This window comes from Pontibacter arcticus, from assembly GCF_003284895.1.
Classification (GTDB): domain Bacteria; phylum Bacteroidota; class Bacteroidia; order Cytophagales; family Hymenobacteraceae; genus Pontibacter; species Pontibacter arcticus.
In genome coordinates this window covers 579153-594477 of sequence record NZ_QMDV01000001.1, presented here as the reverse complement: position 1 = coordinate 594477, position 15325 = coordinate 579153, and the positions used below count along the sequence as shown (strand labels likewise).

Here is a 15325-nt window from a genome sequence, read left to right as displayed (position 1 = left end):
AATCAAATTATAGCTGCATGGTTAAATAGTTGGCGGGCTAAATTGTTAAGAAAGTATAACCTAATTGAAGTTAAAAACTCTTTCGGATTTGCAATCCGAAAGTATGGCAAACCCGGATCTGTGATCCACAATTGCTAAGGTTGTTGCTACAGGCAGTGTATGCGGATTGCAAATCTGCTTTTGCGTGGGTTCCGGATCACAGATCCGAAACAGCGAGACGTTGTTGAGAAAGTATAAAGTATAAATTCCCCTCCTTGGAGGGGTTAGGGGTGGGTAAACCATCCTGATTTCAAATTCAGAATTCATAATCAGTACATAAAGTATGAAAGCAGAAAGCACCGTAACCCCACTTATGAAGCAGTACAACGCCATCAAGGCGAAGCATCCGGGGGCTTTGCTGCTTTTCAGGGTAGGGGATTTTTACGAAACCTTTGGCGAAGATGCGGTAAAGGCAAGTAAGATTCTGGACATTGTACTTACCAAACGCGGTGCCGGATCGCCTTCCGAAATTGCGCTGGCCGGTTTTCCGCACCACTCCCTTGATACCTATTTGCCAAAACTGGTGCGTGCCGGCGAGCGCGTGGCCATCTGCGACCAGCTCGAAGACCCGAAATCGGTGAAAGGCATTGTGAAGCGTGGCGTAACCGAACTCGTAACGCCGGGCGTATCGTTTAACGACCAGGTGCTGGAGCGCCGCAGCAATAACTATTTGGCGGCCGTTCATTTTGGCAAATCCGAGACCGGTATTTCTTTTCTGGATATATCCACAGGAGAATTTATAACGGCGCAGGGCGATAAGAATTATATTGGTAAACTCCTACAAAGCCTGGCTCCGGCCGAAGTGCTGTTCTGTAAACGCGAGAAAGAAACCTTTTTTGAGAGCTACGGACCGGATTTCCGATACTTTGCCCCGGAAGAATGGGTTTTCAACTATGACTTCGCTTATGAGTCTTTAACCCGCCAGTTTGGTACGGCCTCGCTTAAAGGGTTTGGTATCGAAGGTATGACCGAAGGCATCATTTCGGCGGGCGTTATACTGCATTATCTCTCCGAAACACAGCACAACGAGATCAGCCACATTGCTACCATCTCGCGCCTCGAAGAAGACAAGTATGTATGGCTCGATCGGTTTACGGTACGTAATCTCGAACTGCTTTACCCGCAGCATCAGGAAGGTGTGCCCCTGATTCAGGTACTCGACCATACCGTAACGCCAATGGGAGCGCGTTTGCTTAAGAAATGGGTCGTGCTGCCGCTGAAAGATGCTGTGCAGATACAGAAAAGACTGGATACGGTAGAAGCGCTGACTAGGAATGAAAGTTTACTGGCTGATCTCACCAAACACCTCAAAAGTATAAACGACCTGGAGCGCCTGATCTCGAAAGTGGCCGTGCGGCGTGTAAACCCGCGGGAGCTGGTACAACTGGCAAAAGCCCTCGATGCGATTGTCCCGATTCAGAACCAACTGGCCTTAAGCTATATTCCGGCACTACAAAAACTGGCGGCCCAACTGGCACCCTGCGACGGTCTGCGCGAAGAGATCAAAAACATCCTGAAGCCAGAAGTACCGATGCTGGCCAACCAGGGCAATATGATAAACGAAGGCGTACATGCCGAGCTGGATGAACTCCGAAGTATAGCTTTTTCGGGCAAAGATTACCTGGCACAGTTGCAACGCCGCGAAGCACAGAATACCGGCATCAGTTCCCTGAAAATTGCTTATAACAAGGTGTTCGGTTATTACCTGGAAGTAAGTAACGCCCACAAGGATAAAGTGCCGCAAACCTGGATACGCAAACAGACGCTGGTAAATGCCGAGCGCTACATCACGGAAGAACTGAAGACTTATGAAGAAAAAATTCTGAATGCAGAAGACCGCATTTATACGATAGAATTTGGCTTGTTTAATGAGCTGGTGTTGCACGCCCTGGATTATGTAGCCCAGGTACAGCAAAACGCCAAAGTAATCGGCGTAATCGACTGCCTCAGTTCGTTTGCAGGCATAGCGCTGAGCCATCACTATGTTAAGCCCGAAGTGAGCGACAGCCACGTGCTGGATATTAAGAAGGGCCGCCACCCGGTTATCGAAAAACAACTGCCCTTAGGTGAAACGTATATCCCGAACGATATATTTTTAGATAACGAAACGCAGCAGATCATCATCATTACAGGCCCCAATATGGCCGGTAAAAGTGCCCTGCTTCGCCAGACGGCTCTTATTGTCTTGATGGCGCAGATCGGTTCTTTCGTTCCGGCTGAGGCGGCAAGTATCGGCATCATCGATAAAATCTTTACCCGGGTAGGTGCTTCGGATAATTTATCCAAAGGCGAATCCACGTTTATGGTGGAGATGACTGAAACAGCCAGTATATTAAATAATTTATCAGATAGGAGCCTGGTGCTAATGGATGAGATTGGCCGCGGTACCAGTACCTATGATGGTATTTCGATTGCCTGGGCCATTGTGGAGCATTTGCACAACCACCCGAAGTATAAAGGCAAAACACTTTTCGCAACGCATTACCACGAACTGAACCAACTAGCCGAAGAACTGCCACGCGTAAAGAATTACAATGTATCGGTACGTGAAGCAGGAGGAAAGATCCTGTTTATGCGCAAACTGGTGGAAGGCGGTAGCGAGCATAGCTTCGGGATACACGTGGCCCAGATGGCCGGTATGCCGAACAGTGTGGTTTTGCGCGCCGATGAGATCATGCATCACCTAGAAAAAGAGAAAGTAGCCGAGCAGGCTCCGCAGCAGCGCCTGAAGTCTGCGCCCAAAAATAATTACCAGCTTAGTATGTTCGAGCTCAACGACCCGCAACTGTTGCGCATAAAAGAGCTGATGGAGCAACTTGACATTAATACCATTACACCGGTAGAAGCACTTTTGAAGCTCAACGAGCTGAAATTACTCTTAAATGACAAGCAAAAACCAGCTCTGAGATAGAGCTAGAAGTATAAATCTGAAGCCCATTGAAAATAATTTTAAATTTTTGTGGCTGAAAATCAGGTAAAAGCACTTTTGATGAAAATATTTTTGGTGCCGGCTCTTGACTTCTAAAATTTAGTCCATATCTTTGTATCACTAAATCGCTGAAACGGTTTGGTAAACGGCAAAATGCGAGAGTAGCTCAGTTGGTAGAGCGCGACCTTGCCAAGGTCGAGGTCGCGGGTTCGAACCCCGTCTCCCGCTCCATTTTAACAAAGACGTTGTACTAAAAACAACGTCTTTGTTTTTTAATGAAATCACTCCGATAACGCTCGGGTGATGCCGGGATGGTGGAACTGGTAGACACGCAAGACTTAAAATCTTGTGAGCGCAAGCTCGTGCGGGTTCGATTCCCGCTCCTGGTACATTTTTAGTATTTTTAGAAGATCACAAAATCAGAAAAACCCGCTTTAAACACTGTTTAAGCGGGTTTTTCATGTTTAAGGGGTTTTCTGCTTTTCTTTGTTTAGTACTTCTTCTAGCGCGTTTTGTTACTGGAACATGCTTAGTATAAAGCTTTTACTGTGATAGTATTTACTATTAAACAATAAGTCAGTTAAGATACTTGTTTAAAGCGCTGAGAATTTCTCCGAAAATTCTTTTGAAAATAAATCTGCTCCAGCAATATTTAAATGGGTGTTATTATAAAAAAGCTCTTTCCTGTTACAGATATTACTTTCTGTGAAATCCATAAATATATTTTCGGCTCCTGCTAGGCTTTTATAGATTTCTCTTATCTGATTTAAATTAGTAATTTGTTTTTGTCCTTCAATGTAAATGGGAGCAAGAATAAGGATTACTTTTCTCTCCTTTAAATTTATTTTCTGTACTACACGCCTGAATCTTTCTATTGATTCCAAATCAATTTTATACTTAATAGCCGATTTCGAATCACCTGCTTCCCATACGTTATTTTCAGGGTAAAAACCTTTTAGTGGATCTCCTTTTACATTATTACTATCAAAAATCTCTTTGTAATAGTTGTTGTTAAAGAAAGTAAAAGAATAGAAGGGCACATAACGGAGTAGGAAAAATGTTCTTGGCTCAAGGTTACTTAGAAAAGTATAGATTTTGCCATTCTTTAAAAATGGAATGTAGTTTGATTTATAGGTTGCGAAGTTGCTTTCTGAAAATTCATTAACTGTTCCTGCAATCACTACAAACTCTGCATTTGAGTATGTGTTAAACTCTTCGAGTAATCCCCCATATTGGTTTAATTTGGTTCCCTCAAATCCAAAGTTATAAGCACTATGGCCTGTTGCTTTAGTTAGTAAAGCAGGATTAAAATGCTCAAGCGCAACCGATGAACCAAATATTGGAATGTCAGCATCAATACTATGATTCATGATCATGGCTATTTTGCCGGATGGACCTATAGTCGCTTTGCGTGCTACCGAAAATATATACTTCTCGATTAGGGTGCCTAATAACAGAAAGCCGCAATAAAAAACAACACACCTTATAAGCAGACGTCTGTTTGTTTTACTAGAATTGGAAGTATATAAATTCATTTCTTTGGTAAAACCCGAATAAAAGTATTGTTAATAATAATGCATAAGTAAGAGCCCATCTAATATAAAAAGGTGATGCGCTAAGCGCGATTCTTAAACTCTGTTTCCTCTTCGCCAGCTCTGCGGTTAAGAGTATCAGCATGAACAATACAGTAAAGAAAAAGACCTCCTTTGCTTGTCCTAAATAAAGGAACTGTTCCCTGGCAAAGTCGTGATTAGAAACAATAGCTTTAGCACTCTCAGCAAGGCCAGTGAACATGTGAGTGACAATATACCAGGCATCTGTGATATTATTGGCTCTAAAGAAGATCCAGGCAAAGCAAACAAGGGCAAAGGTAGTCCCTACTTGTATGACATTATACAAGGCCGGGTATTTGGTGAGGCCACTGTTTTCTATAATAGCATTTCTGTTGTCAGCCGTTATACTTCCAAATATTTGATAGAAGCCGTGTAAAGCACCCCATACGATAAAAGTCCAGTTGGCCCCGTGCCAGAGCCCGCTTACCAGGAAAACTATAAAGAGATTATAATACCAGCGCCATTTCACTACTCGGTTACCCCCTAAGGGAATATACAGGTAATCCCTGAACCAGGTAGAAAGGGAAATATGCCAGCGGCCCCAAAACTCCCTGATCGATTTAGAGAAGTAAGGCCTCCTGAAGTTTTCCATCAGTTTAAAACCCATTACCTGAGCCGAGCCAATGGCAATATCAGAGTAACCGGAGAAATCGCAATATATTTGGAAGGCAAAGAAAACAGTGGCTATAATTAAGGGTATGCCTTCATACTCTGTCGGGTTGTTATAGACCTGGTTTACCATAACAGCCAAACGGTCAGCAATGACTACTTTTTTAAACAAGCCCCAGGCCATCAGCTTCAGACCGTCTGTTACGCGCTGGTAATTGAAGTCGTGCTTCTGTTTGAGTTGGTCCAGCAGGTTGCCAGCCCGTTCAATCGGGCCTGCTACCAGTTGGGGAAAGAAGGTTACAAAGAGGGCAAAAATGCCAAAATGCTTTTCCGCTTTTATATGGCCATAGTATACATCAATCGTGTAGCTCATGGTCTGGAAGGTATAGAAAGAGATACCCATCGGCAAAAGCAGTTCAAAGGCAGGGGCCGCATAAGGCACATCCAGCACCTGAGCCAGATCCCTGGCAGCAGTATTAAAGAAGTTATAATACTTAAAGGTAAACAGAATACCCAGGTTAGAAAGCAAGCTAAGCCACAACCAGGGCTTACGTTTTCTGCTCCGCTCTATTGGATATTTGTCCATCATCCTGCTACAGACATAATCAATGACGGTTGAGATAACCAGAATGACTGCATAATCCACACGCCAGAACATGTAAAAGGTATAACTGGCAATCAGCAGCAACACCCACCTGAAGCGGTAAGGCAATAGAAAATACAGCAGAACGACTGTCGGGAAAAAGACGAGGAACTCAAAAGAGTTGAATAACATAAAATCGTACAATTTAGCAAGTGCAAAATTGATACTTTCTTATGTAGTATTAAAGCATTGACAAAAATTAAAGCGCATTATATATGCTCCAGCTTTATAAATTATATTAGCATGAGAAGCTGTATAATTCAATAAACCATTTACTTAAAAGGTTTATTGTTTTGATTTACTCGGCACGTCTCACTTATTGTTAGCTTGTACAAGCTTCAATTACAACTTGTGTAACGCTACTACTTGGATTTAGTAAGTGGAAATGTTAATGCCCATCCCCTAAAACTTTATGCTTTAATTTTCTTCCGATAGCATGTAGAGTTGTTAAATTATCCTCTCCTGTGGGATAGCCAGTAGGTCCTGGGGATGATAAATAAATACTTTCCTTTTTAAAGTACTTTCTCATAGCAGCATTTACCGGAGATTCTGTCCCTTCAATGTATGGCGTTAAGTCATAAATGTACAAGCTTTTAGGCATTTCGGTTAGCGGCTTAACAATACAGTTTTGGCAACCGGAAGTTTTTAGGAAGGCATAACGGTCATTAAGTTCTCTGTTATGCCTCTCAGCTTTCCCTGATAATAGATCAAGATAAGCTGTGCTGATGTTATTATCTACATTGAATACAAGCAGCAAAAAAGTAAACATAACAAAAGAAGCAAGAACAGGCGAGTATCGTATTTGCCTGAACTGCAAAGAAAACTTCTCCATCAGGATGTGTAAATTGTAAAACCAGCCTAATACAAAATAGAAGTAAATCACATTTTCAACATTATCCATCGGAACCCCTCCCACTGACCAGGTATAGGCAAAGTTCATTAAGAAAAGTGTTATCAGAAAAACCGAAACCGATAAACTTAAGGGAGCCTTGAATAGCGCGTTATAACCTGCCTTAAATGTAATTACCTTTCTCCAAAGCATTAAGTAAAGGATAGAAACTATCGCCAAAGACAAACCCCATTTATAAAAGTAGGTTGGTATAAGTATAATAGAAGCTAAAACTGACCAAAGAAAATTGCCTGTGTCTCCTGACTGAAGGCCCATCCGAACGTAATTGCCTGGTGCTAATATCATAGCCAGGCACGCTATCAGGCTGCAGGTAAAAACGAAGAGCATATATTTAAATGCCGGATGTGAACTGCGCCATGCGTTAAATACGATAAATGCTAAAGTCGTCATCAAATAAATGAGTGATAGTTCATTGATGCCAACAATAGCAACACATACTGCAATCATACCTCCCAGGTAAATAAGTTTAGTTGATCGGTTACTTAGCTTAATAAAGTTTAGTAGCAGAATCAGAAATACTATAGTCAGGATATTCGGAAGCTGATAGACAAAATAATGTGTCATGTAATAAAAGCCGCGGGAAATGTCTGGCAGCAGACTGAAGTATAATATTGTAAAAAGAGCTGTAAGTGAAAGCTTTACTTTAAGTTTTGATTTCCTGGATAGGGTAGAGATCAGCGCATATATTGATAGAACAATACTTGCTATTATTAACAACGAACCTATTTTATACCCAACCCAAGATCCAAACCTAATAGGATTTATTCTTGAAATAGCTGTGGAAAAGTACCTGCCCGACCAGTTATAATAAGTTTCTGCTTGTGTGGCTAAAAAGTCATTCTGGTTATCCCTGAAGGCATAGTCAAAATCATCAACTGTAGGCTGGTTAAATGCACAAAGCAGCAGGAACGGAATTATGGTGTAAAGCCCTATCGTAATTATTAATTCAAAATAATAATGGTTGGGCTGTTTTAGGTTTTGGTGCATATCTTTAAATGAGACTTTAAAGATAAATAAATACTGCCTAAGCAGCGTGGGCAGGTATAAACTTAGTTCAAAACAAAAGTAAAGCCTCGATTAAAATTGAATTTATAGCATGGTATTATAAACGATAGTTAATGTTATAAAAGATTCTGGCAATCAGCGTAGGAATAGACTAATCACCCCAGCGGCGCAATCTTTAACTTAAAGATATCCTTTAAAGCACGCTTGGCAGCATGGTAACCGCACATGCCGTGTACACCACCACCGGGAGGCGTGGAGGACGAGCAGATGTAAATGCCTTTTGTGGAGGTTCGGTAAGGAGAGAGACGCAGGGCCGGTCTCGTGAAAAGCTGGCCAATGTCGATTATGCCACCGTTAATATCTCCGCCGATGTAGTTGGGATTGTAGGCTTCCATCTGGGAAGTATGCATGGTATGCCTGGCTAATATAAGATCCCGGAAGCCAGGGGCAAAGCGCTCTACTTGTTTTTCGATGGCTTCGGTCATGTCTGTTTCGGAACCGTTTGGTACATGGCAATACGCCCAGGCTGTATGTTTGCCCGCAGGAGCGCGCGTAGCATCAAATAAACTTTGCTGCGCCAGCAGTACAAAAGGTTTTTCCGGATGCCTGCCTTTAGATGTTAATTCTTCGTTTTGGGTAATTTCTTCCAGTGTATTGCCCAGGTGTATGGTGCCGGCTTGCCTGCATGCTGGCGCAGTAAACGGAATAGGCCCATCCAGCGCCCAGTCTATTTTAAAAACGCCCATCCCATAACGATACCGCTCCAGTTGCCACTTGTAAAGCGGCGAGAACGTGTGCCCGGCAATTTGCAGAAGCTGCTTGGGTGTTACGTCCAGTAACACAGCATGTGCAGAAGGCAATTGTTTAAGCGAACTGACATGGAAATTAGTTTCGATCTTTCCGCCCAGCATAACAAAGTAGGAGGAAAGGGCTTTTGCGATGCTATGTGATCCGCCTTTCGGAATAGGCCAGCCATTAATGTGCCCCATCGCCATCAAAACCAAACCAATAGCCGAAGTAGCCAGGTTAGAGAGCGGCTGAATGGAATGCGCTGCCATACCTGCCCATAACCCACGGGCTTCAGTAGTTTTAAAATGCATAGCTGCTAACTCGGTGGCAGGCATCAGGGCACTTAATCCAAATCGTGCCATGGCAACCGGGTGACTCGGGATAGTTAAGGGGCCCAGTGTGTCGGGAGCAAGTTTTGCCCAATTATGGACCAAAGGTTTTATCAGGCGCAAGTATGAAGTTGCATCTTTGCCTAATTGGCGGGCAGTTTCATCCAGCGAAAGACCCAACGCAGCAGCTGTTCCATTATCAAACGGGTGCGCAGCTGCTATTGGCGGCGTAATAAACTCGAGGCCGTGCGCGTGTAAGGGCAGTGTTTTAAAGTATGGAGAATCAGCAGCAAGTGGGTGTATAGCCGAACAGATATCGTGTACAAAACCGGGTTGCGTTAGTTCTGCTGAGCGCAGGCCACCGCCAATGGTATCTTTACTTTCGAGGAGGAGCACCGAAAGGCCGGCCTGTTGCATGGCAATGGCAGCTGCCAAACCATTAGGGCCAGAGCCCACCACAACCGCATCAAAATCTCTTTTATCCACTATGTTTTAAGTAAAATTGGGTGAAGCAACGATGAAAGTACAGCTGCTTTATTGAACTAAAATCTAATGTAAATTTAGCCTTTAGCTTAATTATAAAGCTTCCTGTTTATGAGGTTGCAACATGCAGTTTCAGTACGGGTAACGATGGCAGGTTGTTGGGCAGCACCGGTTTATTAGTTTAGCATAAACTATTTAGTTGGCAGCGCAGTAAAAACAGGCTTCGGTGTAACCAAAAGGCTATAAAATTTATATCCTTAATTTTGTACCGGAAGCAAGAGCGTATACTTTTAAATTGCATGGCCGACATTAAACCCAATGACTTTTTCAAAAAAGAAAGAAGCTTATCTGCCATAAAAACAGAGATCTTGAGCCAGTATTTTGTGGTTTGGTGCAAAGTCATATTATCGAACCAGAGAGAAAGGTTAAGCCCAGCCATTTTATACTTTGATTTGAGTGCAGGGCAGGGACCGGCTGCCCTTTTCAAAATTCTGGATACCATTTTCAGGAGCTCCGGCACCAACTTCGATCTGAATAAGGCAGTACAGGTTATATTTCATGATCCGGCAGAAACAACATTAGCCGAATTGGAAGAAAGTATAAATAACCTGCCTTATTATGATGCACTGGTTCATAAGCCTATCCGCTTTCCGGCAGCAGAAAATGAGGAGTTGTTGCCAGAGCAAATAGGTACTGGTTTGCCTGCTTTAGCTTTCCTGAACCCTTTTCAGGATGTGGTGGCGCAGGAATTTATACTTGGGCTGGGTCAGCGATGGAACGCTGACCTGGTCATGCTTTTCGATTTTGAAAGTATAAATGCCGCTGTTAAAACCAAAAAACCAAGTCCCCAGCTACAGGAGTTATTCAGCGAAAAACTAACCGATATCAAAGCGTATTATAAAACGGTACGAGATGCTGCAAAAAGAGAAGCTTTTGCATTGGCTACGTTTAAAACAGTATTCGCAGCCAAAGGCTATACTTTATTTGAGTTCAGGATTAACGCATTTGATAAAAAGCAGACCAACCAATACCTACTCCTTGCTGTGAAAACAGATGCCGCTTATACAAGTCTGAAAGAGCTGATGTTAGGGTATACTGAGTTTCAGGAGGATGCTGTGCCATTATTTGGAGCAAACCTACAGCAAAATCAAATGGGGCTTTTTCAGGAGTATTATATGTATTCGGTTGTAAACCTGGTAGATACCATTTTGCAGAAAGCAAGTGTTTATAACAACAAGACCTTGCAAAGCATCTACGAAAAAGACAATGTTGGCACAAACTACAGCCGTGATAATTACAAAGTTGCTTACCAGATACTAAAACAGCAGGGCAAAGTAATTTTTGTGAATCCCAAAACAGGGCAAACTATCAGCGCCTTAACCTATACTTCTATTATCAGGTATAAAAAGTAAAGTATAAATTTATACGTTAGCGTGACAGGTCCTGGCTGCGGTTGGCATCGATAGCGATCAGGATAAAAAGCAGGATGGTAAACGACCACAACGACGAGCCCCCGTAACTAAAGAATGGCAGCGGAATACCCACCACAGGTGCCAGCCCGATTGTCATGCCTACATTAATTACAAAATGGAAGAAGATAATAGACGCTACACAATAGCCATACGTCCGGCCGAAAACGGATTTCTGGCGCTCGGCTATACTTACAATCCGGATCAGCAGAAACAGAAATAGACCGATCAGGATGGTGCTGCCCACCCAGCCATGTTCTTCGCCGATGGTACAAAAAATAAAGTCGGTACTTTGCTCGGGCACGAAATCGAATTTGGTTTGTGTACCTTCCAGGAAGCCTTTCCCGATTAAGCCACCGGAGCCAATTGCAATCTTGGATTGTGTTACGTTCCAGCCATAGCCAAGCGGGTCGGCTTCGGGGTTTATAAGTGCTTTGATACGGTTTTGCTGGTGTGGCTGCAGAATGCTGTTTACAAAGTAATCCACACTAAAGATCATCGCAATTACAACGCCCAGCATGGCGATCATGGTTTTAATGCGTCGCATCAGGCGGTAATCCAGCCACACGGCAGCGCCCATCAAAAGTATAATACCGATGATCAGGTAGAGCTTGGGCACCAGCAACGTAAGTATAAAAATAGCCGCAGCCGTTCCGCCGATAATAAGTATAAGCGGCGACATACCCTCTCTAAAGAAAGCAAGTATGAACGAGGCAAACACCAGCGCCGATCCTGTTTCGTTTTGAAGTATGATAATAGCAGGCGGCAACAGGGTAATAGCAGCCAGTTTAACCTGGTCCATTAACTTTTGCTGGCGCAGGCTCACGCTGCTCAGGTATTTGGAAAGCGCTAAAGCTGTCGCAAATTTAGCCAGTTCGGCGGGTTGTAACCTGATTCCGCCACCCAGATCGAGCCAAGACCTGGAACCTGCAATCGGTTTTGCAACCACCAGCGTGACCAGCAATAGTAAAATAATGGTGCCGTAAATGGGGTAGGCGAGGTGTTCGTATACTTTGTAATCAACCACCAGAAGTATAATAATGAGCACCACCGCTGCCGAGATCCAGACAAGCTGCTTACCGGAGTTAATATCAAAACTCAGGATGTTTACTACATTATCGGGGCTGTAAACGGCGGCATAAATATTCATCCAGCCCAGGCCAACTAACAGGAAGTATAGCAGTATTGTTACCCAATCTATGTGAACGGGGAAACTGCGCGATGTGCGGTTACTGCTGCGCGTCGCTATTTTATACTTTGGTATGGTTGGTTCTGCTGGCATCCTTACTTAATATTCAAATACTGGCGGCTTAATACCCATTTTTCTTTCCACTGTACTTTAGCAGAGATAGAATCAGTAAGGTATTTTTCCATCATCAGGCCGGCAATCGGGGCAGCAGACTGCGCTCCGAAACCAGCGTTTTCTACATACACTGCAATGGCAATTTTTGGATTATCCTTTGGTGCGAAAGCTACAAATACGGCGTGGTCTTTTCCCTGTGGGTTTTCCGCTGTTCCGGTTTTGCCACATACCTGAATGCCGATATGCGCTAAAGATGAGTTTCTGCCTGTACCCGATGTTATTACGGCAGCCATGCCATCTACTACAGGCGCAAAATGTTTGGCGTCTACTGTTGTGTAATTCTTTTTCAGATACTCAGGCAGCGGCTTTCCGTTTTCACCAACCGATCGGATAATATGCGGAGCCACATAATAGCCCCGGTTAGCAATAATGGCCATAAAATTGGCCATCTGCAGAGGCGTAACGCCTAGTTCGCCCTGGCCTATACTCAGCGAATAAATAGTAGAGAATTTCCAGCGGTTTTTGCCATAGATCTTATCATACATCTCAGGAGAAGCTATGATACCCTGCTTCTCGTTCGGAAGATCGATGCCTAGTTTTGTGCCAAAGCCAAAGCTGGTAATATGTTTCCGCCATTCTTTCAGGCCGATGGAAGTATCTGTAAAGATATTCTTGGATTTACCCTGGTTAACCATAGACCGCATTACCTGGTAAAAGTATGGATTACAGGACTCTTCGATGGCAATAGCTAGTGTGGAAGGCGGGGTATGTGCGTGCGAACATTTTACAAGGCGCTGGTTACAAGGGTAGCCAGTGCCAGGCGTAATAATGCCTTCCTGTAAGGCAGCAAGTGCCTGGGCCATTTTAAAGATAGAGCCGGGCGGGTTGCTGCTCGCCATAATCGGGCGGTTAAACATGGTCTTATCCGGGTCAGTCAGCAGCTTCATGTAGTTCTTGCCGTAATCTTTGCCAGTAAACAGGTTCGGGTCGTAGAAAGGGGCAGAGATATAGGCCAGTACTTCGCCGGTAGCAGGCTCTATGGCTACTATGCTGCCTTTTGCGCCGTTCATCAGGTATTCTCCATACGCTTGCAGATCCAGGTCAATGGTACTGATCAGGTTTTGTCCGGCTACCGAAAGCGTATCAAAAGCTCCTCCTTTAAAAGGGCCTTTCTCGATGCCGCGCACGTTCACCATCTTATACTTTACGCCACGCTTGCCCATCAGAAATTTCTCGTACTCCAGCTCGATGCCGCTTTTTCCGATATAATCGCCAGGGCGGTAACCCGCGTAACTGGAATCTTCGAGCTGCCTCGGGCTGATCTCAGCAATATAACCCAAGGCGTGCGATAAACTCTGGTGCGGATAACCACGTGCCGTACGGGCGTTGATGTAAAACCCCGGAAAGTCGATTAGGCTGCCTTGTATCTGTGCAAATTCTTCGGTGCTTAGTTTCTGGTAAAAAGCGGAAGGCTGCACATACGAAAAAGTACGGGCTTTTTTCAGGCGCTCGCGGATTTCGAGGGGGGGTAGCTGAAGTACCTGGCTCAGGTGTAAAGTATCCAGTTGCTTTACTTCTTTCGGAATCACCATCAGGTCGTAAACGGGCGTATTCTGCACCATCAACTGGCCGTTGCGGTCGTAAATCAAACCCCGGAAAGGATATTGGATAATGGACTTGATCGCGTTTGTCTCAGCGGCTTGCTTGTAACTGCTATCAATTACCTGAATGTGAAACAGGCGCAGGGCAAACACGATTCCTACGATCAGAAAAATGCCCTGAATAATATATTTTCGGTTCTCTAAATAATTCATTTAAGTTCTACTCGCCCTTTTGGATGAAAAGAACAGCAGTTGCACAATAATCAGGACGATGCCGGTAAACAAGGTACTTGCTACAACTTTTAACAGCGTATACCAGACGGTTCCAAAGCTGATTGTTTCCAGGAAGAAGACCGCCAGATGATGAAAAAGCAGCAGTGTAAACGTATAAACCAGGTACCAGCGCCAACCCATTATGTGTATGTTAGCTGCATCGTTTGTATCGTAACCATCACGTGGCGTCAGAAGGTTCAAAAGATGTGTTCTGAGATAAGCAAGCAGCACACTGGCAGCTGCATGAATGCCCATGGTATCGTAAAAAATATCCACCGTAAACCCAACCAGAAACCCTAGAAACAATAGCCATACTTTGTTTATACCAATTGGCAGAAACAACAGAAAAGCCACATAAATAAAGCAGAAACCCGTACTGAAAAGCACCAGATTATCCATCAGCAGAATCTGAAGCGCTACAAACAGTATAAACTGTACAATGTATTTTATGCCGAAACTACTGTTCATCTGGAAGTATACCTGCGTTTTGTTCTAACGTATCCCGTTCTGCTTTATAGGGGTTTTCCACTACATACACGTAGGAGAGCTGTGCAAAATCAACGGCCAGCTTCACCTTTATGGTATAAAAGCTTTTGTCCATTTCCTTTTCTACAGAGCTGATCGTGCCTACCATAATGCCCTCCGGGAATACCGTATTGAAGCCGCTTGTTACAATGGTATCGCCTTTAGCGGGTTTTACGTGTAGCGGAATGTACTCCAGGTTGGCAAGGCGATAATTGCCACCCGTCCATTTAATGGTGCCGAAGGTGTTGCTCTTTTTAATTTTAGCCGAGATCAGTAACTGCGAGTGTAGCAAAGAAGTAACAGTTGCATACTTTTCCGAAACGGTTTTGATGCGGCCTACAGTACCGTTAGAGGCAATTACACCCATGCCCGGCTTTACGCCATCTGCCGCCCCGATCGAGAGCGTCAGGTAGTTGTTTGTCCGGCGCACCGAGTTGTTGATCACACGGCCAGCATGCAGCAGATATGGGTACTGTTTCAGGGTGTCGGCAGACGCATAATAGGTTGTATCCAGGCTTTGCGTACTGTCTGTTATACTTTGTTTCCTGAAATCCAGCAGTTCTTCGCGTAGCAATGCATTTTCGCGCGCCAGCGTATTGTTAATGGAAGCCAACCGGAAATAATCCGTAACACCACTCTGAAACTCGAGTACCTGCCCTGCATACTTTGTAGCTGAGTTAAAGAAAGCTGCGCCCTGGTACGTGTTGTAGCGCACAATCAGGAAAACGCACAGCACCTCTAGCAGAACGAACAGCAGGAACGCACGGAACCGGTAAATAAATGCAAAAAGATTCCGCATGTGCCT

General features: G+C 44.1%; 10 protein-coding genes and 2 tRNA genes. 4 read left to right on the top strand and 8 right to left on the bottom strand.

Annotated elements, in window-relative coordinates; all coding sequences use genetic code 11:
- Positions 1-322 precede the first annotated feature (322 nt).
- The 3 genes from mutS (at position 323) to DP923_RS02735 (ending at position 3357) form a co-directional block, all read left to right on the top strand.
- Positions 323-2950 carry a DNA mismatch repair protein MutS gene (gene mutS, locus DP923_RS02745; protein ID WP_207801926.1) on the top strand — a complete coding sequence of 876 codons (2628 nt, stop codon included), beginning with the start codon at positions 323-325 and terminating at the stop codon, positions 2948-2950.
- Positions 2951-3123: 173 nt separating this feature from the next.
- Positions 3124-3199: transfer RNA gene (locus tag DP923_RS02740), tRNA-Gly, on the top strand.
- A 74-nt stretch (positions 3200-3273) separates the two neighbouring features.
- Positions 3274-3357, top strand: a tRNA-Leu gene (locus tag DP923_RS02735).
- A 204-nt stretch (positions 3358-3561) separates the two neighbouring features.
- On the opposite strand, the gene DP923_RS02730 is transcribed toward DP923_RS02735, so the two are convergent.
- The 4 genes from DP923_RS02730 to DP923_RS02710 form a co-directional block, all read right to left on the bottom strand.
- The gene (locus DP923_RS02730) at positions 3562-4344 is read right to left on the bottom strand and encodes a hypothetical protein (protein WP_125047620.1); all 783 of its coding nucleotides are present in this window, start codon (positions 4342-4344) and stop codon (positions 3562-3564) included.
- A 133-nt stretch (positions 4345-4477) separates the two neighbouring features.
- The gene (locus DP923_RS02725) at positions 4478-5965 is read right to left on the bottom strand and encodes an MBOAT family O-acyltransferase (RefSeq protein WP_112304110.1); all 1488 of its coding nucleotides are present in this window, start codon (positions 5963-5965) and stop codon (positions 4478-4480) included.
- A gap of 256 nt (positions 5966-6221) precedes the next feature.
- Positions 6222-7730, bottom strand: coding sequence for a DUF6056 family protein (locus DP923_RS02720; protein WP_125047618.1), 1509 nt, complete (start codon positions 7728-7730; stop codon positions 6222-6224).
- A 173-nt stretch (positions 7731-7903) separates the two neighbouring features.
- Positions 7904-9352 carry a phytoene desaturase family protein gene (locus DP923_RS02710; protein WP_112304103.1) on the bottom strand — a complete coding sequence of 483 codons (1449 nt, stop codon included), beginning with the start codon at positions 9350-9352 and terminating at the stop codon, positions 7904-7906.
- Positions 9353-9648: 296 nt separating this feature from the next.
- On the opposite strand from DP923_RS02710, the gene tcmP reads away from it, so the two are divergent.
- Positions 9649-10761 carry a three-Cys-motif partner protein TcmP gene (tcmP, locus tag DP923_RS02705; RefSeq protein ID WP_112304101.1) on the top strand — a complete coding sequence of 371 codons (1113 nt, stop codon included), beginning with the start codon at positions 9649-9651 and terminating at the stop codon, positions 10759-10761.
- 16 nt (positions 10762-10777) lie between these two features.
- Here the strand turns inward: tcmP and rodA are convergent, their stop codons facing one another.
- From rodA to mreC, 4 genes are read right to left on the bottom strand one after another with little or no spacing between them, the layout of a single operon-like run.
- Positions 10778-12100: a rod shape-determining protein RodA gene (gene rodA / locus DP923_RS02700; protein ID WP_112304099.1), complete on the bottom strand. Its 1323-nt coding sequence runs from the start codon at positions 12098-12100 to the stop codon at positions 10778-10780.
- A 2-nt stretch (positions 12101-12102) separates the two neighbouring features.
- Positions 12103-13935, bottom strand: a complete 1833-nt coding sequence (mrdA, locus tag DP923_RS02695; protein WP_112304097.1) for a penicillin-binding protein 2 — start codon at positions 13933-13935, stop codon at positions 12103-12105.
- The gene (locus DP923_RS02690) at positions 13936-14463 is read right to left on the bottom strand and encodes a hypothetical protein (RefSeq protein WP_112304096.1); all 528 of its coding nucleotides are present in this window, start codon (positions 14461-14463) and stop codon (positions 13936-13938) included.
- Entirely contained in the window at positions 14453-15319 is an 867-nt protein-coding gene (mreC, locus tag DP923_RS02685; RefSeq protein WP_112304094.1) for a rod shape-determining protein MreC, read from the bottom strand. Before mreC ends, DP923_RS02690 begins: the two co-directional genes overlap by 11 nt.
- Positions 15320-15325 lie beyond the last annotated feature (6 nt).

Bases quoted from the DNA above. Each gene is read 5' to 3' on its own strand.
- mutS (WP_207801926.1), top strand. From the start codon at position 323: ATGAAAGCAGAAAGCACCGTAACCCCACTTATGAAGCAGTACAACGCC.
- DP923_RS02730 (WP_125047620.1), bottom strand. From the start codon at position 4,344: ATGATCATGAATCATAGTATTGATGCTGACATTCCAATATTTGGTTCA.
- DP923_RS02725 (WP_112304110.1), bottom strand. From the start codon at position 5,965: ATGTTATTCAACTCTTTTGAGTTCCTCGTCTTTTTCCCGACAGTCGTT.
- DP923_RS02720 (WP_125047618.1), bottom strand. From the start codon at position 7,730: ATGCACCAAAACCTAAAACAGCCCAACCATTATTATTTTGAATTAATA.
- tcmP (WP_112304101.1), top strand. From the start codon at position 9,649: ATGGCCGACATTAAACCCAATGACTTTTTCAAAAAAGAAAGAAGCTTA.
- rodA (WP_112304099.1), bottom strand. From the start codon at position 12,100: ATGCCAGCAGAACCAACCATACCAAAGTATAAAATAGCGACGCGCAGC.
- mrdA (WP_112304097.1), bottom strand. From the start codon at position 13,935: ATGAATTATTTAGAGAACCGAAAATATATTATTCAGGGCATTTTTCTG.
- DP923_RS02690 (WP_112304096.1), bottom strand. From the start codon at position 14,463: ATGAACAGTAGTTTCGGCATAAAATACATTGTACAGTTTATACTGTTT.
- mreC (WP_112304094.1), bottom strand. From the start codon at position 15,319: ATGCGGAATCTTTTTGCATTTATTTACCGGTTCCGTGCGTTCCTGCTG.